This is a genomic window from Pseudomonas sp. TWRC1-2, assembly GCF_049896685.1.
Taxonomy (GTDB): domain Bacteria; phylum Pseudomonadota; class Gammaproteobacteria; order Pseudomonadales; family Pseudomonadaceae; genus Aquipseudomonas.
Genome location: NZ_JAFCUU010000007.1, coordinates 234,477 through 254,088 on the forward strand (window position 1 = coordinate 234,477; position 19,612 = coordinate 254,088).

Genomic DNA, 19,612 nt, shown 5'->3' on the forward strand with positions numbered 1-19,612 from the left:
CCATGAATAAACATATCGGCTCCAACTTCGATGATTTTCTAAGTGACGATGGGCTCATAGAAGAAGTGTCCGCTGCCGCATTGAAGCGTGTTATCGCCTGGCAGTTGGCGCAAGCAATGAAGGCGCAGAAAGTCAGCAAGAAAGCGCTGGCAGAACGTATGCACACCAGCCGCACTGCTGTGGATCGGGCGCTGGATCAAAACGATGCCGGCATGACTCTGGCAACCCTGGCAAGTGCCGCAAGAGCGTTGGGCCAGCGGGTAGAAGTGCGGCTTTTACCGAACGCCAATACATGACCGGTGATGACGTGAAAACCGGTCCACGTAAATCAAGCATAGGTGGCTCATAGCCATACATCTAAAGCAGCACACCCGCCCTATTCAAACCGCGCAAGTCCCGATGTACAGTAGCGCCAGCCACGGAGTATCGGCGTCAACGAAGACTGGCCTTACAAACCAGCACACGCAGGGAAGCGCAAAGATGGGCGATAACTCCGGCAATAAACCGCTGCGCAATGACTTTTCCGAGCTCAACGCCGACATGTTGCACGCCGTCATGGAACTGGTCAGCGACGGCATCTGGGACTGGAACGCCAATACCGGCTTCGTCTACCGCAACCCCGGTTGGTACGAAATGCTGGGTTACCCCCGCCACTCCCTGGAAAACACTGTGTTCACCTGGGAGAACGTGATCCACGCCGAGGATTACCCGCGCGTGATGGCCGTGTTTGATGACTACATCAACCAGCGCGCGCCCCATTACCAGGCCGAGTACCGCTGCCGAAAAGAAGACGGCAGCTACCTGTGGATCGAGGACCGGGGCTACGTCATTGCACGTAACCCTGACGGCTCGGTAGCCCGCATGGTCGGCGCCCACCGCGATATTCACACCCGCAAGAACTCCATCGAACAGCTGCAAAAGCGTAACCAATCGCTGGAGGCTCTGGTGGCCGAACGCACCCGTGAATTGTCGCGGGTCAATCAGCAACTGCAATTGCAGCTGGATGAGAACCGCTCCCTGGCCGAACAGGACGCCCTGACGCGTATCGCCAACCGTTATCGCCTGGAAAAAGTGCTGCTGGAGGAGTGTGAGCGTGCCGAGCGCTTCCGCGTGCCACTGGCATTGGTGGCCATGGATATCGATGACTTCAAGCCGATCAATGACCAACACGGCCACGGCGTCGGCGACAAGACCCTGATTCGGGTGGTGGAAAACCTGGAAGCCTGTGTGCGTCCCGGTGATTTGCTCGCGCGCTGGGGCGGTGACGAATTTATGGTGGTGCTGCCCAAAAGCACCCTCGATTCGGCCAAGCAACTGGCCGAAAGCGTGCGGCAGAAGGTCACCGAAATACCCGCCGTGGGTGATTTCAAAGTGACCCTGAGCCTGGGTGTGGTCGAACGTCGTATGGGTGAGGACCCTGCCGCCTTGATGGCACGCGCCGATCAAGCGCTGTATCGGTCCAAGGCGGCGGGAAAGGACGTGGTGTCGGAGTAAATACGGCGACTCCACTGGCTTGGCGTGATCAGCGCACTGGCGGCGCGTACTGGATGCCGCCGTTGCTCCACAAGGCATTGAGCCCACGCTTGATCTTCAACACGCTGCCCTGGCCGATATTGCGCTCGAACACTTCGTCATAGTTGCCCACTTGCTTGACGATCTGCACCACCCAGTCCTTGCGCAGTTTCAAATCTTTGCCGTAATCGCCGTCGGCACCCAGCAGCCGCGCAACGTCGGGGTTCTTGCTGGATTTGGCCTGCGCTTCGACGTTCTGCGAGGTGATGCCCATTTCCTCGGCATTGAGCATGGCGAACAGCGTCCATTTGACGATGCTGAACCACTCGTCATCGCCCTTGCGTACCAACGGCCCGAGTGGCTCCTTGGAGATCACTTCGGGCAGCACCACAAACTCATCCGGGTGAGCCATCTTGATGCGCTGCGCGTACAGGCCCGACTGGTCAGTGGTCAGCACATCGCAGCGCCCGGCTTCGAGCCCCTTGGCACTTTCGTCGGCGGTATCGAAGGTGATTGGCGTGTACTTCATGCCGTTGGTGCGAAAGTAATCCGAGACATTGAGTTCAGTGGTGGTGCCGGCCTGGATGCAGATGGTTGCGCCGTCGAGTTGCTTGGCGCCGGTCACCCCCAGCTTGTTGTTGACCAGAAAGCCGATGCCGTCGTAATAGGTGACGCCGGTGAACACCAGGCCCATGCCCGAATCACGCGAACTGGTCCAGGTGGTGTTGCGTGAGATCAGGTCGATTTCGCCGAACTGCAGCGCGGTAAAACGCTCTTTGGCCGTCAACTGGCTGAACTTCACTTTTGAGGCGTCGCCGAACACCGCCGCGGCGACGGCGTGACACACGTCTACATCGATGCCGGTCATTTTACCGGTGGCGTCCGGCACGCCGAAGCCCGGCAAACCGTCACTGACGCCGCACTGGATAAAGCCTTTTTTCTGGATTGCGTCGAGGGTCACACCGGCGTGGGCACTGCCCGCCAGGCCCACGACCGCAGCAGCGGTGAGGGCGGCCAAGGTGGTCTTGAGGTTGTTCATGCGAAGCACTCCCTGTCGATCTTTATTATTCGGCGCCGCACAGCCCGCGCCGGTTTATAGTGTGGCCGCGCAGTATCGACGGCTTTACGCCCCTGTCACAAACGACCTTTAGGCAAAGGCTCCTTCCGATTTGGAATGAACTGCATGATCTCTAAACGCTTGACCCCTTCGATGACCGCTCTGCAGTGCTTCGAAGCCGCCGCCCGCCACCTGAGTTTCACCCGCGCCGCCCAAGAGCTGCACCTGACCCAAAGTGCCGTGAGCAAGCAGGTCGCGCAGCTCGAAGAGATGCTCTGCCACAACCTGTTCGAGCGCGTGCGCCAGCGTCTCTACCTGTCGCCAGCGGGCTCGCTGTACCTCGCCGAGGTCCACAAGATTTTGACTCAGGTGGACATTTCCAGCCGATACATCCTCACCTACGGCGGCGAGACCGAAGTGCTGCGCATCGCCACCCAGCCGACCTTTGGCGACCGCTGGCTGGTGCCCAAGCTCAAGGATTTTGCGGCCAGACATCCGAACATCCACCTGGATGTGCGCAACGAGCTGGAGCCCTTCGACGTGTTGCAGGCCAAGGCCGATATTGCGTTTTTCTTCGGCCAGGGCTCCTGGCCGGGGGCGACGTGCATCGAGCTGTTTCACGAGGCCGTGGTGCCGGTCTGTGCGCCGGGGTTTGTCGCCGAGGGCAGCGATGCCTCCTCGCGCCACACCTTGCTGCAATGCACGTCACGCCCGCAAGCCTGGCATGAGTGGTTTCTGGAACAGGGCCTGCATTCGCAGAACAGCTACCACGGGCCGCGTTTCGACACGTTCTACATGTGCATTCGCGCAGCGCAGTCGGGCTACGGCGTGGCGTTGGTGCCGCAGTACCTGGTGGCCGAAGAGTTGGCCAATGGCAGCCTGATGACGCCTTGGGATTACACGATGCCCAGCGCCGGCGCGCACTTTATCGCGCACGCCGAACACGCCGGCGAGATCCCTAAAGTAAAAGCATTCTTGAACTGGATGGTCGACTACTTAAAAGCACATCCCGACTTTTAATAATGACCCGGCGACTTTATTTCGTTTGCGGCAAGGCCGGGCGCGCGGCTTAGATAAAAAGACGCCCGCCATTGCCGAGTCCGAGATTCATGAGCCGCGAAACCATCAGCCAGTCGATTTCCATCGTCCACCCCATCAGCCTCAGCCACGGCAAAAACGCCGAGGTCTGGGACACCACGGGCAAGCGCTACATCGATTTTGTCGGCGGCATCGGCGTGCTCAACCTCGGGCATTGCCACCCCGGCGTGGTCGAGGCGATTCGGGAGCAGGCCACCAAACTGACCCACTACGCGTTCAACGCCGCACCTCACGCGCCCTACATCGAACTGATGGACCGTCTTACCGCGTTTATGCCGGTGGATTACCCGGTGAGCGGCATGCTCACCAACAGCGGTGCGGAAGCGGCGGAAAACGCTTTGAAGATTGTCCGCGGTGCCACCGGCCGCACGGCGGTGATCGCGTTTGACGGTGCCTTTCACGGCCGTACCCTGGCCACGCTCAACCTCAATGGCAAGGTAGCGCCCTACAAGCAAAAAGTCGGTGTGTTGCCTGGGCCGGTGTACCACCTGCCCTACCCCAGCGCTGATAACGGCGTGAGTTGTACCGAAGCACTCAAGGCCATGGACCGCCTGTTCAGCGTGGAAATCGACGTTGAGGACGTGGCCTGTTTCATCATCGAACCCGTGCAGGGCGAAGGCGGTTTTCTGGCCCTGGACGCCGAATTCGCCCAGGCCTTGCGACGTTTCTGTGATGAGAAAAACATCCTGCTGATCGCCGACGAAATCCAGTCCGGCTTCGGCCGCACCGGCCAGCGCTTCGCCTTCTCGCGCCTTGGAATTGAACCGGACTTGATCCTGCTCGGCAAAAGCATTGCCGGCGGCGTGCCATTGGGCGCGGTGGTCGGGCGCAAAGCCTTGCTCGACACCTTGCCCAAAGGTGGCCTGGGCGGCACCTACTCCGGCAACCCGATTGCGTGCGCGGCCGCGTTGGCCACGCTGGACGCGATGACGGACGCACACCTGAAAACCTGGGGTTCACACCAGGCCGAAGCCATCGTCAGCCGTTATGAACAATGGCGTGCGCAAGGTGTGCCCTATCTGGGTCGCCTGACCGGCGTCGGTGCCATGCGCGGCATCGAGCTGGCCAATGCCGACGGCACGCCCGCGTCCAGGCAACTGACCCAACTGCTGAGCCTGGCGCGGGACGCGGGGCTGCTGCTGATGCCCAGCGGCAAGTCGCGACACATCATCCGCCTGCTGGCACCGCTGACCACCGAGCCTGCGGTGCTGGAGGAAGGCCTGGATATTCTCGAGGCCTGTCTCAAGCAGCTGACTTAGTAGCGCGCGTCGGCGGGCTTGCCGCCGTTGGGCCAGTCTTTGACCTTGTCCGGGAAATCCGGGCGCGGTTGGCCGGAGAAATACGCCGCAACGTTGTTCTTCGCGGTGAAGTACTACTTCGGCTATCAGCAGGCGGCGCATCTGCTGTTTTTGAACACGCCAGCGATGCTGGTGGCGGTGGGCGGTGTGTCGGGATTTACCGTTGGTCTGTTCTGTGGACGCGCCCTGCGGCTGCAGCGGGCGCTGACGGCGTTGCGCCGCGACAAGGGCATTGTGCTGCCTTGACCTGATCACCCTCCCCGCTGAAAATGCGCGACGCTTTTTTGTCCCGTTTACTGAAGTAGTGAAATTTCAATGTCCGATTCTTACACCGAACACTCCACCGAAGAATCCGTAACAGCCCTGCAGTCCAAAGCTGAATACGAAAACGCCATCAATCTTTCACAGCATGTGCCTGCGGCCAAGATCATCAGCGAGATGGTGCTGGACGCATTCCACACTTCCAAGGAAAGCGACCAGATCCGCGAATTGCGCGTGGCCATCCGCCAGGCCCACGACGCCTTCGACGACGACAAGGCCTACGACCTGATGGGCCAGCTCAAGCAACTCAAGGATGCCGAGGCCGCCGACAACATCGCTCTGGAGGACCTCAGCAGCAAGTTCTCGATCAGCCGCATTCTGTCCAGCTTCAAGGACGATCCCGAGTTCCAGGAACTGGTCTATGGCCTGGCCCTGAAGGTGCTGAACCAGTCTCACCAGGCCATCAGCAACCCCAGCGCCGGCAAGAGCAAGGCAGCACGCGCGAAGAAGGAAGCCGAAGTGTTTGTGATCAGCAAGGATGGCATCAGCGTCACCCTGCCACTGCGTACACCTCGCTCCAAGTTGAACGTTGACCGTGAGGCGCTGGAGTTCCTGGGCTTTACGTTCGTGGGTGAAGGCAACGAGGCGGAACTGGAAACTGAAACCTTTGTGGACAACAGCGGCGTAGAGCAGCCGGTCACGCGCAAAAGCATCGTGACCGCGCTGCAACAACAAAGCGCCTTCGACGGTTACGCCATCACTGCGCAATAAGTGCGCGCAGGGTCACCAGGGCCTGCTCAACCTGGGCCTGGGTGACATGCCGGCCCACCGAGGCGCGCACGAAATGCGTCGCGCCGAGGTCCTTCAACAGCAGCGGCGTATGGGCGGCAGTGCCCGCCCACAGGTTGAGCCCCAACTCGCGGGCCTGGCTGACAAACGCCTTGGCCGACAGGTTGTGCGGCACGAACGAGACAATCCCGGTCTGCTGGAACTGATCACACAGCAGCGTCAACTGCGGCAGGCGCCGTAGCTCTTGCGCCAGCAGCGCATAGGGCTCGGTGCTCACCTTTGCCGCGACCTGCGTGTATTCACTCAACGCAGTGTGCAACCCCACCAACGCTGAAAAGCTCTTTTCTGCAATTTCCAGCACCCGAGCCCCGGACACCTCGATCCGATTAACCAGCCCATCCGTGCTGGCCGCGTGCAAGTCAGCGAAATTCAACACCAACTGGCTGAGCAGGCGTGGCGACACGTAGGCGATCCCACTGCCGCGTGGCCCACAGAGAAACTTGCGGCCCGCGCCGGTCAGCAAATCACAATGGATATCCCGCACGTCCAGCGGCAATTGCCCCAGCGACTGGCACGCATCCACCACATACAGCGTGTTCGTCTCTTTAAGCAGCGCGCCCAGGGCTTCCACCGGGTTGATCACGCCGCAGCACGACGGCAAGTGCGACACGCTGACCAGGAACACATCGTCGTCCAGATGACGTCGCACCCATTCCAGGTCCAGCGGGCTGGTGGCGGTGGTCGGGATCACTTCAACGCGAATATCGCGCGACAGCTTGAGGTAGTTGAAAAAGATCAGGTTCGCGGCGTACTCCGAGGTCGACACCCACACGCGCTTACCACGGGGAAATTTCAGTTTGCCGAGGATGCTGGTCCAGGCTTCGGTGGCACTGCTGAAAAAACCGATGTCCGCAGGCTGTGCATTCAAGAGCCCGGCTGCCGCCTGATACAGGTCGACGTTGAGCAACTCGTCGTAGGCCAGTTCGGTCTCATAACTGCCCATCTGGGCTTCGATGGCCGTAAAGCGCTGGATCGCGTTCAGGGTGGCCGATGACATCAGGCCGGCACCGGCAGTGTTCAAATGCACGATATTCATTTCACGCTTCCTTGTTCCACAAAAGTGTCGAGCTTTTCATCACGCCCACCGCCACCGCGAACAGCAGCAATACGGTGCCGGCCAGCAGCCACGGCGAAGGCAAGGACGGCTGGGACACCAACATGAACGCCAGCGACGGGGTGATCATGACCCCGATGTTGACGCCCGCCGAGTAGTAACCGAGGTTGCGGTCCACGGTATGGCGACTGGAAATACTGCTGACGTAGTGGGTGATGCCGGGAAACACGATCATTTCGCCCAGGCTCCAGAGCACAGTGGCCACCAGCAGCAACGCGCCGATGTGACTGAACCCCATCAGGAAAAACCCCACGCCGGCCACCAGGAAACCGGCCACCAACGAGCGGCTGCTCGACAGGTGCGACATGCGTTGGTTGATCGGCACCTCGAACAGAATCACCAACAATGCATTGATAAAGAAAATGATGCCGACGTAGTAAGCCGGCAACTCGGTGTAATTGATGATGTAGGCCGACAGGAACGTCGGCGGCAACGCGTAGGCGATGTGCACCGGCAATGCCGCCAACAGGATCACCAGCAACCGCGACCGCTCATGCGGCGCGCTCTCCGGCAAGCCATTGCCCTTGCCGGCGAGCGTGGTCACCGGCGCCACCGCAACCGCGCGTCCAAACCGCAGGCAAGCGACGAACGAGACCAACGACAATGCGGCGTTGAGGTAGAACACCGCGTCGGCGTTGCTGAGGAAAATCAGACTGCCCAACAATGGCCCGATGGCCATGCCGATGTTGATGGCCAGACGGTTGCAGGAGAACGCCACTTTGCGCGTCTCACTGCTGCTGTGGGTGACGGTTTCGGAGAACGTCGCCGGCGTGAACGCCTCGTAACAGGCGCCCCACAGAAACGACAACACAAACAGCGCGGCCGTGTTGTCCACTGAAGGAATGATCAGCAACAGCACGGCATTGAGCAGCAACGAACCGAGGATCACCCGGTTGGCGGAAAACCGCTTGATCACCGCGCCGATGATCAAGTCCACAAACAGCGCACCCGCGCCGTACACCCCGACCAGCAAGCCAGCCGTGCCCGCCGACACGGCGTGCTGATGAATCAGGTACGCCGCATAGAAAGGGAACGCCATGGTGCCCATGCGGAACACCAGGGTAATCAGGAACAGCGACTGCAACCGACCGTTGAGCCCGCGTAACGCGCGATAGGTGCCCATCATCAGCGGATCACGTAAACGTTGTCTTTGTACTGGCGGATCTGCTCGTAGTCCTTGTCGATATCGCGCTGGTTTTCCGACACCAGGAACACGCGCAGCGGGCTGCTGAGCAGGTCCACGGTCTTTTTCATCAACTTGCCAGCCTTGTATTTGACACTCAGTTTATGCACCGAGGGCAATGCCTCGATCAGGTGGATGGCGGCGTCATTGAAGCCGGTGACCTCACCTTGCAAGGTGGTATCGGTATTGATCACACAGGCTTCCTTGAGCTTGTGGTAACGCTTGCCGGCATAACCGGCTTTGAACGCCTCACCGTCGCAGTACGCCAGGTAGGTGAGCTGCGCCTGGTTGCCGCCCAGGCTGATGTCATGGAACCTGGGTTCCATGTTGCCATTCAAGCGTGCGCCTACTTCCACCAGCGCAGGGCCGGCCTCGGTGAGGATCACTTCCGAGTGGGCTGGGCCGTTGTTGATTCCCAGCGCCTTGAGCACTTGCACGATGTAGTCCACCAGCACGTTGGCCTCGGGGCTGTCCGGAGCAATCAGCACGTCGCGGTCGTAGATGTTCTTGCCACCACTGATCTCGCGTTTCACATAGCGCCAGATACCGCAGACATAGGTCTGCCCGTCACGGCTGACCGTGTCGACGATGTACTCCGGGCCCTTGAGGTAGGACTGACAAAGAATTTCGGTATTGGCCAGGCCGAAGATATCCAGGTTGGACACCACTTCCTCGCAGGCGCGTTTCACGTCGTCGACGTTGTGGCAGATCGACACGCCGTCGGTTGAAGCCGAGCTCAGCGGTTTGATTACGCAAGGGAACACTTGGCCGTCCTGCACCCAGGCCAGCAGCTCGGCAGGGTCGGCGGACTTGATTTGCCGCGCGGTCAGCAGGCCGGCGGCGGCCACTTTGTTGATCATCTCGAACTTGTCGCGACGTGCCCGGGAACCGGCACTGCCATTGGAGGACGGCAGTTGCAGCTGTTCGCTCAAGTAGTCAGCGAACGGCACGCCGGGTTCCTGGCCGGCGATCACGGCAATCACGTTGAACTCACGCAGGCGACGCACGACGTCTTCGGGGTTGCCGTTGAAAATCAGGTTGTGCTCGAACTCCGAAAGGTTCGGCCCCAGCATGCTCGGCATCAGTTCCGGCGTGCTCTGCACATGGATCAGGCCGATGCCCGCCTCATGGAAGAACTGCGGCAAAAAGTTACCGCTCGAATAGACATCGACCAACGCGACGTACTGCTTCATGAGAATGTCCTTTTCAGTAGTGATTGGCGGTTTCGGAAGGCCGTGGCGAGGCCACGTCATCCAGCGCCAGAAAAATATTCTGTGGGAACTCGGCCACGCGGTGCAGCAGGTGCAGGTACCAGTTGGTGCCGTAGACCGCTGAAACACGCGTCTTGACCTGACCTTGGTCCTTGACCGCCTTGATCAGCTCGGGGCGCACGCCGTGCAGCATCTCCAGCTCGCCTCGGCTGGCAATCCCACTGGCGAGAATCTCCTTCACCAGCAGCGGGTCTTGGGTGGCGAACGCGTAGTTCGCGCTGGCGCCGTTGATGCGGTCCAACAGCCCCAGGTAACGCTCGTTCAGTTGCGCACCGCGCGGCAAGGCAATAGCAGCAGGCTCAGCATAGACGCCCTTGACCAGGCGCACTTTGCAGCCCGTTGCGAGGACTTCCCCCAGGTCATCGGGCGTACGGTTCAACTGCGCCTGCAGGGTGATACCCAAGTTGGCAAAACGCGCACTCAGGTGCATGAAGATATCCAGGATCGAGTCGGTCCACTGGGACCGCTCCATGCTGAGGATCACACCGACCTCCTTGTCGGCTGCATGGGCAAGGATCTTCGAGCAGTTCTCGATCGCCAGTTCACGGGAAATGATCGTGCCGACGTTGGACAGGTCAAAACCCAGCTGTGGTGGCTCGGCCAGCGTGGGGTGCAGCGCCATCAGGTCGATCAGCTTCAAGTATTCGTCGGTGGCCGTGGTCACCTCGGTCAGGGTGGTGGCCTCTTCACCGACGTATTCGACGCCGGTGCGATAGCCTTTGCCTTGCAGGGCGGCCAGCTTGTCGAGCATCTCCAGGCGGTCTTCGGAAATGATGTAGCGCAGGGCGGCCGGGCGCAGGAAGTCGCGCAGCGTGTCACTGGCCAGGAACAGGTCGCGGTACGTCTTGTTCGCCGCCAGTTTCTTCAGGGCCAGGGTCGCCAGCAGGCTGTTGTCGATGTCATTCATGGCGTTAAACCCCGTAGGCCTGGTTCAGCATCCGACGTGCGAAGCTCGAATCGTCGGTGTGGTTGGCAATCTTGTGAGCACGAAACTTGGCCGCGTAACTGAGCATGGTTTCCTTGTGGCGGCCATGGCGGTCACGGGTAAAGATCCCCGCCCACAGGTTGTCCCAACGCGCGTATTCCGGGTGCGACATCAGCAGCTCGTGAGCCTTGCGCATGTTCCAGTGAGGAATGGCCGGGTGCAGGTGGTGCACGAGGTGGTAGTTGTCGTCATGGCGGCCGAAGAAGAAGTTCTCCAGGGCGTTGCCCTTGCGATTGCGGGTGAGCAGCAGCTTCTCGGTCTCAGCAGCCGGCAATGGGTAATGCTCGGCCAACTCGATGATCCAGCCCACGGCCACGGCGGTGGTGAACAGCGGCACCAGCCAGAACAGCAACAGTTGCGCGACAACCCCGAACCAGGCGGCGACGGCGAAGATCACCGCCCAGTAAGCCCACAGCATGATGCGTTCGTTGCGGATGGTTTTGTCCGCACCCTGAGCTTTGACGCGGTCTTTGATGATGTACCGGATGTACTGCACGGTCCGGTAGCCGGACAGCGCCAGCAAGACGTTCTTGAGGAAGAACTCACGTTCACTTTGCTTGACGTCGTACAGGCCGCACTGCAGGTGGAAGGCGTAGTCAGGGTCTTTTTCCGGATCGCCCAGGTGCACGTGGTGGTTCTTGATATGCGACGTGCTGTAGGACTGATGCAGGTGGAAGATCAGGTAGCCGGAGAGAAACGTGCCGGAGACCCAATTGATCACGCGGTTCTTGGCCAGCATTTTGTGCGCTGACTCGTGCAGCACATTCGCCAGGGCGCGTTGCGTGGTGCCGATCAGAAACAGCGAAACCGGGTAGAACCAGTAGCTGATGCCCAAGGACAGGTAGATGGCAAAGGCAATGATTGCGTAATCCTTACCCAACGCGATGGCCCAGTGATAGTTATCTTTTTTGCACAGGTGCTTGAGCATTCCGAAGGTTTCACGGGAAATGCCCGCGGCGTATTCGCCAGCAGGTTCTTTGTTTTTATCGACCAGCATAATCACTCCATAATTAAGCGGCACGCTGCAACACCCGTCTCATTGCTGGGCAAAGGAATTTTTTCAGGTGGTGCGGCTATTGTTTTTTTTGCCTGAGCTAGACTCATCGGCTGCAAAAAAAACTAAAGCACCGCTCGATGGCGAACAAGCTGCCCTTTTAGACAGGTAGGCTGCGACGAGGCGCACGCGTAGACTCGCCGCTGAAAAATCACCGGCGAGCGTAGCGTTTATGAGGAGGGAAGCCTGTAGATCAGGCCTTTTCGCGGATGTACCCCAGGTTCAGGGCCTTGCGAATCGCCGACTTGCCGTTGGTGACGTCCAGCTTGCTGAAGATATTCTTCATATGAAACTTGACGGTACGCGGGCTCATTGAGGTCAGGACGGCTATTTCGTTGTAGGTCTTGCCCAGGCTGGTCCAGGACAACACTTCGGTTTCTCGTGGGGTCAGTACCGTTTCCTGTATCGGCGCAGGTGTGACCGTGGCGCAGCTTTCGAGGGCCTCGTCGTAGACCGAGACCAGCAGCATCTGCAGCTCACTTTTGTTGGCCAACACCGTGTCGCGAAACTGTTGGTCTTCACCGAAGCTGCACAGGTTGAGGATCGAGTAAAAACCGCGGTTGCCATGCACGATAAAGCTCGCGCCCTCACCCACCGGTGCACAGGGCCCAGGCACCGGCACCGCTTCTGCGGCAGGCGCGAGGATGTTTTCATCGCTCCAGAAAAAAGGTTTGACCCGCTCCTTGGACAAGGACAGCAGTTGGCCACGCTGGTAAAAATCGTCCGCCGAGTCGGAGCGGTCCAGCGCGTCGGGGTAATTGGTGATGATCTCTGCTTCATCCAGTGTCGGCCCACACTGATACACCTCGAAGTGCCCCAGGCCGCGCCGGGTCAGTTCGGCATCGAGCAATTGGCGCACATCGGCGGGCTGTATGGACATGGTGTTGCTGGATTGGCCATCGCTTCGCATGAATATCGTCCCTGATGAGTGACAACGTATGAGGCTAATGCTCTGACGGGAAGGCTTCAATCCCGAAGCCTCTGGTCAGAGTCGACCCATACTGTAGGAAATATCTCTACACAAAGACAAGAATGAAACATGCCGTACAGACCTTGTCCAGTGCTTCCTGGGCCGAGCCGACCATCAGCACGCAGTGGCCATTTGCGCTGCCGAGCGCCCAGGCTCAGGCCACCTGCGCGGCAAATACTTCGCGAAACCGCTGCATCTCCTGCTGACTGCCCACCGTCACCCGTACCCATTGCGGCCAGTCTTTCCAGACCCGCCCGATCAACACATTGTGTGCTGCGAGCTTTTCGATGACCTGCTGGGCCGGTTGCTTCACGTCGATCATGAAGCAGTTGCTGTGCGACGCGGTGCAGGCAAACCCCCGCCCCTTCAGCCACGCCACGGTCTCATCACGTAACTGCGCGTTGAGCGCCTTGCGGTGGGGCAGCAGCTTGACGTCTTCCAGGCTCGCCCGGGCCCCGAGCAAGGTGGAGGCGGCAGGCACGTTGTCGCCGCCAAACACCGCCAGCCGTGCCAGCAGCGCGGGGTGGCCAATCGCCAAGCCCAGGCGTGCGCCGGCCATGCCGTAGATTTTCGAGAAGGTGCGCAGCACCAGCAAATCGTCGTGGTCCTTGACCCAGCTCACGCAGCTCGGCGCATCAGAGAAGTCGATGTACGCCTCGTCCACCACCAGCACGCTGCCTTTGGGCTTGTTCGCCAGCGCCTGGCGGATCGCCTCGGTTGACGTCAGGGTGCCGGTGGGGTTGTTGGGATTGCACAGATACAGCATGCCCGCCTGCGGATCGGCAGCAAGCATGGCCGGCACGTCGTGCGCATGCTCGGCATTGAGGCTCACTTCGCGCACCGGCGCCTTCCACGACTCAGCGGCCTGGCGCGGTACTTCGTAGGACGGTGTGGCCATCACCAGCCCGCGTGTTTGGCTGGTAAACGCCAGCACGGCATAGCGCAGCGCGGCCATGGAGCCGGCAAACACGGCGACCTGTTCTTCGGCGATGCCCTGCTGCTGGGCAAACAGCCCAGCCAAGGCGTACATGTGGTCATAGGGATACCGCCCGGAGATGGCCACCCCACGCTGCATCGCCTCACGGGCAGCGCCTGAGGGGCCGTAGGGGCTTTCGTTGTAATTGAGCCGCACCTTGTCAGCGGGTGCCGGCGGCGGGCTGGCCACCGCCCAATCCAGGCGCCCCAGCACCGGCAAGGCCGCGCCAAAGGCGAGAAGTGACCGACGACTTACGCTGACCATGGAACTACTCCTTGTAGTCGTGTGTTGGATTCGCACAGCACGTACAGAGGAGTATGACGAGGCAGGTATGGGCTGATTTAGTTCAGCTGCAACTTCTGCTTGAGGCTGTGCATCACAGCGGCCTTGTTTTGCAGGTAGTCATTCAGGCCGCGAGCCCGCAAGTTGCATGCATCACAGTTACCGCAACCGCTGCCGAGGATGCCGTTGTAGCAGGTCAGGGTCTGGTGCTGAACCAGGTCCAACTGATTATGGTAATCCGCCAGGGCCCAGGTTTCGGCCTTGTTCAGCCACATCAGCGGGGTGTCCAGGCGCAGCGTGTACTCCATGCCCAGTTCAAGCGCCTTGTTCAGCGCTTTGACGAACTCATCGCGGCAATCGGGATAGCCTGAGAAGTCGGTTTCGCACACCCCGGTAATGACGGTCTGCGCCTTTACCTGATAGGCGTAGATCGACGCCAGGGTCAGAAACAGAATATTGCGACCCGGCACAAAAGTGCTGGGCAGGCTGTCGCCTGAACTGTTCACGGTCGGCACCGGGATGTTGTCGCGGGTCAGGCTGCTGATGGCCAACTCGTTGAGCAGGGACACGTCCATGACTTTATGAACGGTAGCGCCCAACTGCTTGGCAAGCTTTTGGGCGACCTCGATTTCTGCCACATGGCGCTGGCCATAGTCGAAGGTAATGCAGTGAACTTCGTCATACAGCGGCAGTGCCTGGATCAGACAGGTCGTCGAGTCCTGCCCGCCACTGAATACGATAACGGCTTTTTTACTCATCGGTTTGCTTCCTGCATTTGTAAAATTCGGGAATAGTTTAAAGGCCACTCCATAAAAAACCCCGCGCTTCTTGCGAAGGCGGGGCTTTTTAATGCTCGATGACTCAGTGTGCGTAGGTCAGCAACAGCTCTTTCGGTACCTGGAAATCCAGGGACATCATCACGCTGAGCGCGGTGATGGTGAAGATCGAGAACACGAACAGCTTGCGCGCCCAGACGGTGTCATCCACCGCCTTGTAGCCGGTCCAGGCCATGTACAACCAGTACATGCCCATGGCGGCAGCGACGGCGAGGTAGCTCATGCCGGCATAGCCACTGAAGGTCAACATCAAGGTCGCCACGAGGAAGGCCAGGATGTAGAGCAGGATGTGTTTCTTGGCCACCTGAATGCCACGCTTGACCGGCAGAACCGGAATCGACGCAGCCAGGTAGTCATTGAAGCGGAAAATCGCGATGGCATAAGAGTGCGGCATCTGCCACAGGCTGAACATCACCAGCAGCACCAGCGCGGCCATGTCGAAGCTATTGGTCACAGCCACATAACCAATCACCGGCGGCATCGCCCCCGACAGACTGCCCACCAGCGTGCCGTGAACCGACTTGCGCTTGAGGTACAGGCTGTAAAGGCCGACGTAGATGACAAAGCCGATCACGGCAAACAGCGCCGCCAACGGGTTGGCCACCTTGTACAACAACACGACGCCGGCAACACCCAGGACGGTCGCGAACAGCAGTGCCAGTTTCAGGGAGATAAGGCCCTGGACCAGCACGCGGTTCTTGGTGCGTTCCATCTTGATATCGATGTCGCGGTCAATGCAGTTGTTGAATACACAACCGGAAGCTACCACCAGGGAGGTGCCGATCATTGCAGCCAGGAAGATGGCCAGATCGACATGTCCCTTGGAGGCCAGGAAGAAACCGCCTGCCACAGAAAGCACGTTACCGAAAATGATCCCCGGTTTGGTGATTTGGATAAAGTGCTTAAGCGACATCGGGTCTTACCTCACTTCGCCATCATGAACGTGTGGATGCTGAACATGATCCATATCGACAGACCAACCAGCAGCAGGATCACAAGGCCTGCGAACACAAATGCAATCACGTTATCGCGCTGCTCTTTGGAACGATCCAGGTGCAGGAAGTACACCAGGTGAACCAGAACCTGAATCACCGCGAAGGCCAGAACGATCATCAACGTGATGGACTTCGGCAGGGTCGGGTACATCACCAGACCAAACGGGATGAGCGTCAGGATTACCGACAGGATGAAGCCGATAGCGTACGACTTAACGCTGCCGTGGCTCGCATCATGGCTGTCATGGTCATGGGAGTGTGCATTAGCCATTACAGGGTCCCCATCAGGTAAACAACGGTGAAGACGCAGATCCAGACCACGTCCAGGAAGTGCCAGAACAGGCTCAGGCAGCTCAGGCGAGTCTTGTTGGTGTTGGTCAGGCCGTGTTTATTGACCTGATACATCATCACCGCCATCCACAGCAGGCCGGCAGATACGTGCAGACCGTGGGTGCCTACCAGCGTGAAGAACGCGGACAGGAAGCCGGAACGGTGCGGGCCGTAGCCTTCGGAGATCAGCAGGTGGAACTCGTTGATCTCCATGCCGATGAAGCCCAGGCCGAACAGGAAGGTCAGTGCCAACCAGCTCAGTACGCCTTTCTTGCTGCCCTTGTAGAAGGCCAGCATGGCGAAGCCGTAGGTGATCGAACTGAACAACAGCAAGGCGGTTTCGCCGAGCACATAAGGCAGTTCGAAGATGTCGTGGCCCGACGGGCCACCCGCTACGTTGTTTACCAGTACCGCGTACACCGCGAAGATCGACGCAAACAAGATGCAGTCGGTCATCAGGTAGAGCCAGAAACCGAATACGGTCATTGGCCCCGAGTCGTGGTGATGGTCATCGTGCCCATGGTCATCGACATGGGCGTGTCCAGCATTGGTCACTAAGTTCGACATGGTTTAAGCCTGTTCCAACGAGGTTTCTACACGGTTGGCCGGGATTTTCTTCTCGGCTACCAGGCGAGCGTGTTGCTCGGCTTCGATGCGCTCGATCGTTTCGACCGGCACCATGTAGCCTTGATCATCACGGGCAGCGTGAATGATGAAGTAACCGATGGTGCCTGCCAGGCCCACGATTGCCAGCCACCAGATGTGCCAGATCATCGCGAAACCGAACACGGTCAACAGCGCGCCCATCACCACGCCAGTGGCGGTGTTGTTCGGCATGTGGATCGGCTCGTAATGCTTGGGTTGCTGGTACGCAGTACCGTCTTCCTTCGCTTCGGTGAACGCATCGATCGTGTTCGCAGTAGGAATCACAGCGAAGTTGTAGAACGGAGGTGGCGACGAGGTCGACCATTCCAGGGTGTGGCCATTCCATGGGTCGCCGGATTCGCAAGCGTTCTGCTTACGGTCACGGATACTCACGTACAGCTGGATCAGCTGGCAGGCGATACCGGCAGCGATCATCAACGCACCGAACATGGCGACGTACAGGTACGGCACCCACTCAGGGTTGGTAGTGGCGTTCAGACGACGGGTCATGCCCATGAAGCCCAGTGCATAGAGCGGCATGAACGCGACGAAGAAGCCCGAGATCCAGAACCAGAATGCAGCCTTGCCCCAGCCTTCGTGCAGCTTGAAGCCGAACGCTTTCGGGAAGTAGAAGCTGAAACCAGCGATGTAACCGAATACAGCACCACCGATGATCACGTTGTGGAAGTGAGCGATCACGAACAGGCTGTTGTGCAGTACGAAGTCAGCACCCGGGATGGCCAGCAGTACGCCGGTCATGCCGCCGATCGCGAAGGTCACCATGAAGCCCAGGGTCCACAGAACCTGGCTGGTGATACGCAGACGGCCGTGGTAGATGGTGAATAGCCAGTTGAATAGCTTCACCCCCGTCGGGATGGAAATCAGCATCGTCGCCAGGCCGAAGAAGGCGTTGACGCTGGCCCCCGAGCCCATGGTGAAGAAGTGGTGCAGCCACACCATGAAGCCCAGTACAGAGATCGCGCCCGATGCGTAAACCATCGAGTGGTGACCGAACAGGCGCTTGCCGGTAAAGGTCGAGATCACTTCAGAGAAGATACCGAACGCTGGCAGGATCAGGATGTACACCTCAGGGTGACCCCATGCCCAGAACAGGTTCACGTACATCATCGGATTGCCACCAAGTTCATTGGTGAAAATGTGGAAATCCAGGTAACGGTCAAGCGACAGCAGCGCCATGGTAGCGGCCAGGATCGGGAACGAAGCCACGATCAGGACGTTGGCCCAGGTGCAGGTCCAGGTGAAGATCGGCATGTCCATCAGTTTCATGCCAGGGGCGCGCATTTTCAGGACGGTGGCCAGGAAGTTGACCCCCGTCAGTGTCGTCCCGAGTCCTGATAACTGTAGCGCCCAGATGTAGTAGTCCACACCCACGCCCGGACTGTACTGAATGCCCGACAGCGGCGGATACGCAACCCAACCGGTCTTGGCGAATTCGCCGACGCCCAGGGACAGGTTGATCAGTACCACGCCGGAAACCAGCAGCCAGAAGCTCAAGGAGTTCAGGAACGGATAGGCAACGTCACGCGCACCGATCTGCAGCGGCAAGGCAAGGTTCATCAAGCCGGTGAAGAATGGCATCGCCATGAAGATGATCATGATCACACCGTGAGCGGTGAAGATCTGGTCATAGTGTTCAGGCGGCAGGTAGCCAGGCGAACCCTCGGTGGCCATGGCCAACTGGGTACGCATCATGATGGCGTCGGCAAAACCACGCAGCAGCATGACCATGGCAACGATGACGTACATGACACCGATTTTTTTGTGGTCGACAGAGGTCAACCACTCGGTCCACAGGTAGGTCCACTTCTTGAAATACGTGATTGCAGCAAACAGTGCCAGACCACCCAGCGCGATCATGGCGATGGTCACCATCACGATCGGCTCGTGGAACGGGACCGCATCCCAACTTAATTTACCAAACATCGTTTACTCCTCTGCCCCAGCAGTTGAATGCGAGCCCGTGTCAGAACCTTCAACCGCGGCCACTTCTTTCTTCTCGTGCTTGACCGGCTTGCCTGGTTTCATACCTTCGTACTTGTCGACGATTTTCTGAAACAGGTCCGGCGTGTACGCGGAGTACAGAGTGGCTGGGTTGTTCTGGCTTGGTTTGGCAAGAGCATCGTATTCAGCTTGATCAAGCTGTTTAGGTGCGGCCTTGACTTTGGCTACCCAGGCGTCGAAATCTTCCTGGCTCGTCGAGATCGCTTTGAATTTCATGCCGGTGAAGCCAGCGCCGCTATAGTTGGCGGAGATGCCTTCCATTTCAGCTTTCTGGTTGGCGATCAGGTGCAGCTTGGTCTGCATGCCTGCCATCGCGTAGATCTGGCCGCCCAGAGCAGGGATGAAGAACGAGTTCATCACAGCGTCGGAGGTGATCTTGAAGTTCAGCGGAGTGTGCTCCGGGAACTGGATTTCGTTAACAGTGGCGATACCCAGGTCCGGGTAGATGAACAGCCACTTCCAGTCCAGCGCGACAACTTCGATGTTGATCGGCTTGACGTCGGATTCCAGCGGACGGTACGGGTCCAGTGCGTGGGTGGACTTGTAGGTCACATAACCCAGGGCAATGATGATGAGGATCGGCACCAGCCACACTGCGATTTCGATCTTGGTGGAGTGCGACCACTTAGGCGCGTAGGTAGCGCTGGTGTTCGACGCGCGGTATTTCCAGGCGAAGGCGAAGGTCATGATGATCACGGGGACCACGACCAGCAGCATCAGCAGGGTGGCGGTGATGATCAGGTTTCGTTCATCCAGACCGACCTGTCCTTTTGGGTCGAGCAAGGTCCACTTGCAGCCTCCCAGCATTAACAACATGCCAAGCAGCGGCAAAAAGCCTAGTAATCGGGGGTACCTGTTTTTACTCATCTCACGA

At 59.1% G+C, this 19,612-nt stretch carries 19 protein-coding genes and 1 pseudogene; 5 read left to right on the top strand and 15 right to left on the bottom strand.

The features are described 5' to 3' along the window. Window positions 1-2: 2 nt before the first annotated feature. Complete coding sequence (locus tag ACP7B3_RS21310) at window positions 3-296, top strand: XRE family transcriptional regulator (protein WP_145164243.1); 294 nt, start codon at window positions 3-5, stop codon at window positions 294-296. 184 nt (window positions 297-480) lie between these two features. Next, on the top strand, window positions 481-1,494 hold the full coding sequence (locus ACP7B3_RS21315; RefSeq protein WP_404484841.1) for a sensor domain-containing diguanylate cyclase: 1,014 nt from the start codon (window positions 481-483) through the stop codon (window positions 1,492-1,494). Between the two features lie 28 nt (window positions 1,495-1,522). Here ACP7B3_RS21315 and ACP7B3_RS21320 read toward each other — a convergent pair whose 3' ends face one another. After that, on the bottom strand, window positions 1,523-2,551 hold the full coding sequence (locus tag ACP7B3_RS21320; protein WP_426180645.1) for an amino acid ABC transporter substrate-binding protein: 1,029 nt from the start codon (window positions 2,549-2,551) through the stop codon (window positions 1,523-1,525). 144 nt (window positions 2,552-2,695) lie between these two features. On the opposite strand from ACP7B3_RS21320, the gene ACP7B3_RS21325 reads away from it, so the two are divergent. Next, a complete protein-coding gene (locus tag ACP7B3_RS21325; RefSeq protein ID WP_145164248.1) occupies window positions 2,696-3,589 on the top strand; it encodes a LysR substrate-binding domain-containing protein in 894 nt (297 codons plus the stop codon). An 89-nt stretch (window positions 3,590-3,678) separates the two neighbouring features. Then, window positions 3,679-4,926: a 2-aminoadipate transaminase gene (locus ACP7B3_RS21330; protein WP_426180647.1), complete on the top strand. Its 1,248-nt coding sequence runs from the start codon at window positions 3,679-3,681 to the stop codon at window positions 4,924-4,926. Here ACP7B3_RS21330 and ACP7B3_RS21335 read toward each other — a convergent pair. Beyond that, a pseudogene (locus tag ACP7B3_RS21335) lies at window positions 4,923-5,021 on the bottom strand (hypothetical protein); the annotation flags it as partial. The gene ACP7B3_RS21330 and the pseudogene ACP7B3_RS21335 overlap by 4 nt on opposite strands. Window positions 5,022-5,280: 259 nt before the next feature. Here ACP7B3_RS21335 and ACP7B3_RS21340 point away from each other — a divergent pair. Continuing rightward, entirely contained in the window at window positions 5,281-5,997 is a 717-nt protein-coding gene (locus tag ACP7B3_RS21340) for a hypothetical protein (RefSeq protein ID WP_145164252.1), read from the top strand. Here the strand turns inward: ACP7B3_RS21340 and ACP7B3_RS21345 are convergent. The 13 genes from ACP7B3_RS21345 to cyoA all read right to left on the bottom strand — a co-directional run bounded on the left by ACP7B3_RS21345 (window position 5,984) and on the right by cyoA (window position 19,605). Continuing rightward, a complete protein-coding gene (locus ACP7B3_RS21345) occupies window positions 5,984-7,111 on the bottom strand; it encodes an aminotransferase class V-fold PLP-dependent enzyme (RefSeq protein ID WP_426180649.1) in 1,128 nt (375 codons plus the stop codon). The two genes, ACP7B3_RS21340 and ACP7B3_RS21345, sit on opposite strands and share 14 nt — an antisense overlap. A gap of 1 nt (window position 7,112) precedes the next feature. After that, a complete protein-coding gene (locus tag ACP7B3_RS21350) occupies window positions 7,113-8,315 on the bottom strand; it encodes an MFS transporter (protein ID WP_404484854.1) in 1,203 nt (400 codons plus the stop codon). Then, window positions 8,315-9,565 carry an ATP-grasp domain-containing protein gene (locus ACP7B3_RS21355; RefSeq protein ID WP_426180651.1) on the bottom strand — a complete coding sequence of 417 codons (1,251 nt, stop codon included), beginning with the start codon at window positions 9,563-9,565 and terminating at the stop codon, window positions 8,315-8,317. The genes ACP7B3_RS21350 and ACP7B3_RS21355 overlap by 1 nt, the downstream gene beginning before the upstream one ends. Window positions 9,566-9,578: 13 nt before the next feature. Beyond that, window positions 9,579-10,550: a proline dehydrogenase family protein gene (locus ACP7B3_RS21360; protein ID WP_426180653.1), complete on the bottom strand. Its 972-nt coding sequence runs from the start codon at window positions 10,548-10,550 to the stop codon at window positions 9,579-9,581. Between the two features lie 4 nt (window positions 10,551-10,554). After that, window positions 10,555-11,625 (bottom strand): fatty acid desaturase, encoded by a 1,071-nt coding sequence (locus tag ACP7B3_RS21365; protein ID WP_369302158.1) that lies wholly within the window; start codon window positions 11,623-11,625, stop codon window positions 10,555-10,557. A 250-nt stretch (window positions 11,626-11,875) separates the two neighbouring features. Then, entirely contained in the window at window positions 11,876-12,592 is a 717-nt protein-coding gene (locus tag ACP7B3_RS21370; protein WP_369302159.1) for a helix-turn-helix transcriptional regulator, read from the bottom strand. Between the two features lie 214 nt (window positions 12,593-12,806). Next, the gene (locus ACP7B3_RS21375) at window positions 12,807-13,892 is read right to left on the bottom strand and encodes a pyridoxal phosphate-dependent aminotransferase (RefSeq protein WP_426180656.1); all 1,086 of its coding nucleotides are present in this window, start codon (window positions 13,890-13,892) and stop codon (window positions 12,807-12,809) included. A gap of 77 nt (window positions 13,893-13,969) precedes the next feature. Next, a complete protein-coding gene (gene queC / locus ACP7B3_RS21380; RefSeq protein WP_145164267.1) occupies window positions 13,970-14,668 on the bottom strand; it encodes a 7-cyano-7-deazaguanine synthase QueC in 699 nt (232 codons plus the stop codon). 103 nt (window positions 14,669-14,771) lie between these two features. After that, window positions 14,772-15,659 carry a heme o synthase gene (cyoE, locus tag ACP7B3_RS21385; RefSeq protein ID WP_106578233.1) on the bottom strand — a complete coding sequence of 296 codons (888 nt, stop codon included), beginning with the start codon at window positions 15,657-15,659 and terminating at the stop codon, window positions 14,772-14,774. An 11-nt stretch (window positions 15,660-15,670) separates the two neighbouring features. Next, window positions 15,671-16,012, bottom strand: a complete 342-nt coding sequence (cyoD, locus tag ACP7B3_RS21390; protein ID WP_010206434.1) for a cytochrome o ubiquinol oxidase subunit IV — start codon at window positions 16,010-16,012, stop codon at window positions 15,671-15,673. Continuing rightward, window positions 16,012-16,638, bottom strand: a complete 627-nt coding sequence (locus ACP7B3_RS21395) for a cytochrome o ubiquinol oxidase subunit III (protein ID WP_056858318.1) — start codon at window positions 16,636-16,638, stop codon at window positions 16,012-16,014. The genes cyoD and ACP7B3_RS21395 overlap by 1 nt, the downstream gene beginning before the upstream one ends. 3 nt (window positions 16,639-16,641) lie before the next feature. Further along, window positions 16,642-18,660, bottom strand: a complete 2,019-nt coding sequence (gene cyoB / locus ACP7B3_RS21400) for a cytochrome o ubiquinol oxidase subunit I (RefSeq protein ID WP_145164269.1) — start codon at window positions 18,658-18,660, stop codon at window positions 16,642-16,644. Between the two features lie 3 nt (window positions 18,661-18,663). Beyond that, window positions 18,664-19,605 carry a ubiquinol oxidase subunit II gene (cyoA, locus tag ACP7B3_RS21405; protein ID WP_119736759.1) on the bottom strand — a complete coding sequence of 314 codons (942 nt, stop codon included), beginning with the start codon at window positions 19,603-19,605 and terminating at the stop codon, window positions 18,664-18,666. Window positions 19,606-19,612 lie beyond the last annotated feature (7 nt).

Excerpts from the sequence above, each read along its gene's own strand:
- ACP7B3_RS21310 (WP_145164243.1), top strand. The coding sequence starts at position 3 with ATGAATAAACATATCGGCTCCAACTTCGATGATTTTCTAAGTGACGAT.
- ACP7B3_RS21315 (WP_404484841.1), top strand. The coding sequence starts at position 481 with ATGGGCGATAACTCCGGCAATAAACCGCTGCGCAATGACTTTTCCGAG.
- ACP7B3_RS21320 (WP_426180645.1), bottom strand. The coding sequence starts at position 2,551 with ATGAACAACCTCAAGACCACCTTGGCCGCCCTCACCGCTGCTGCGGTC.
- ACP7B3_RS21325 (WP_145164248.1), top strand. The coding sequence starts at position 2,696 with ATGATCTCTAAACGCTTGACCCCTTCGATGACCGCTCTGCAGTGCTTC.
- ACP7B3_RS21330 (WP_426180647.1), top strand. The coding sequence starts at position 3,679 with ATGAGCCGCGAAACCATCAGCCAGTCGATTTCCATCGTCCACCCCATC.
- ACP7B3_RS21340 (WP_145164252.1), top strand. The coding sequence starts at position 5,281 with ATGTCCGATTCTTACACCGAACACTCCACCGAAGAATCCGTAACAGCC.
- ACP7B3_RS21345 (WP_426180649.1), bottom strand. The coding sequence starts at position 7,111 with ATGAATATCGTGCATTTGAACACTGCCGGTGCCGGCCTGATGTCATCG.
- ACP7B3_RS21350 (WP_404484854.1), bottom strand. The coding sequence starts at position 8,315 with ATGATGGGCACCTATCGCGCGTTACGCGGGCTCAACGGTCGGTTGCAG.
- ACP7B3_RS21355 (WP_426180651.1), bottom strand. The coding sequence starts at position 9,565 with ATGAAGCAGTACGTCGCGTTGGTCGATGTCTATTCGAGCGGTAACTTT.
- ACP7B3_RS21360 (WP_426180653.1), bottom strand. The coding sequence starts at position 10,550 with ATGAATGACATCGACAACAGCCTGCTGGCGACCCTGGCCCTGAAGAAA.
- ACP7B3_RS21365 (WP_369302158.1), bottom strand. The coding sequence starts at position 11,625 with ATGCTGGTCGATAAAAACAAAGAACCTGCTGGCGAATACGCCGCGGGC.
- ACP7B3_RS21370 (WP_369302159.1), bottom strand. The coding sequence starts at position 12,592 with ATGCGAAGCGATGGCCAATCCAGCAACACCATGTCCATACAGCCCGCC.
- ACP7B3_RS21375 (WP_426180656.1), bottom strand. The coding sequence starts at position 13,892 with ATGGTCAGCGTAAGTCGTCGGTCACTTCTCGCCTTTGGCGCGGCCTTG.
- queC (WP_145164267.1), bottom strand. The coding sequence starts at position 14,668 with ATGAGTAAAAAAGCCGTTATCGTATTCAGTGGCGGGCAGGACTCGACG.
- cyoE (WP_106578233.1), bottom strand. The coding sequence starts at position 15,659 with ATGTCGCTTAAGCACTTTATCCAAATCACCAAACCGGGGATCATTTTC.
- cyoD (WP_010206434.1), bottom strand. The coding sequence starts at position 16,012 with ATGGCTAATGCACACTCCCATGACCATGACAGCCATGATGCGAGCCAC.
- ACP7B3_RS21395 (WP_056858318.1), bottom strand. The coding sequence starts at position 16,638 with ATGTCGAACTTAGTGACCAATGCTGGACACGCCCATGTCGATGACCAT.
- cyoB (WP_145164269.1), bottom strand. The coding sequence starts at position 18,660 with ATGTTTGGTAAATTAAGTTGGGATGCGGTCCCGTTCCACGAGCCGATC.
- cyoA (WP_119736759.1), bottom strand. The coding sequence starts at position 19,605 with ATGAGTAAAAACAGGTACCCCCGATTACTAGGCTTTTTGCCGCTGCTT.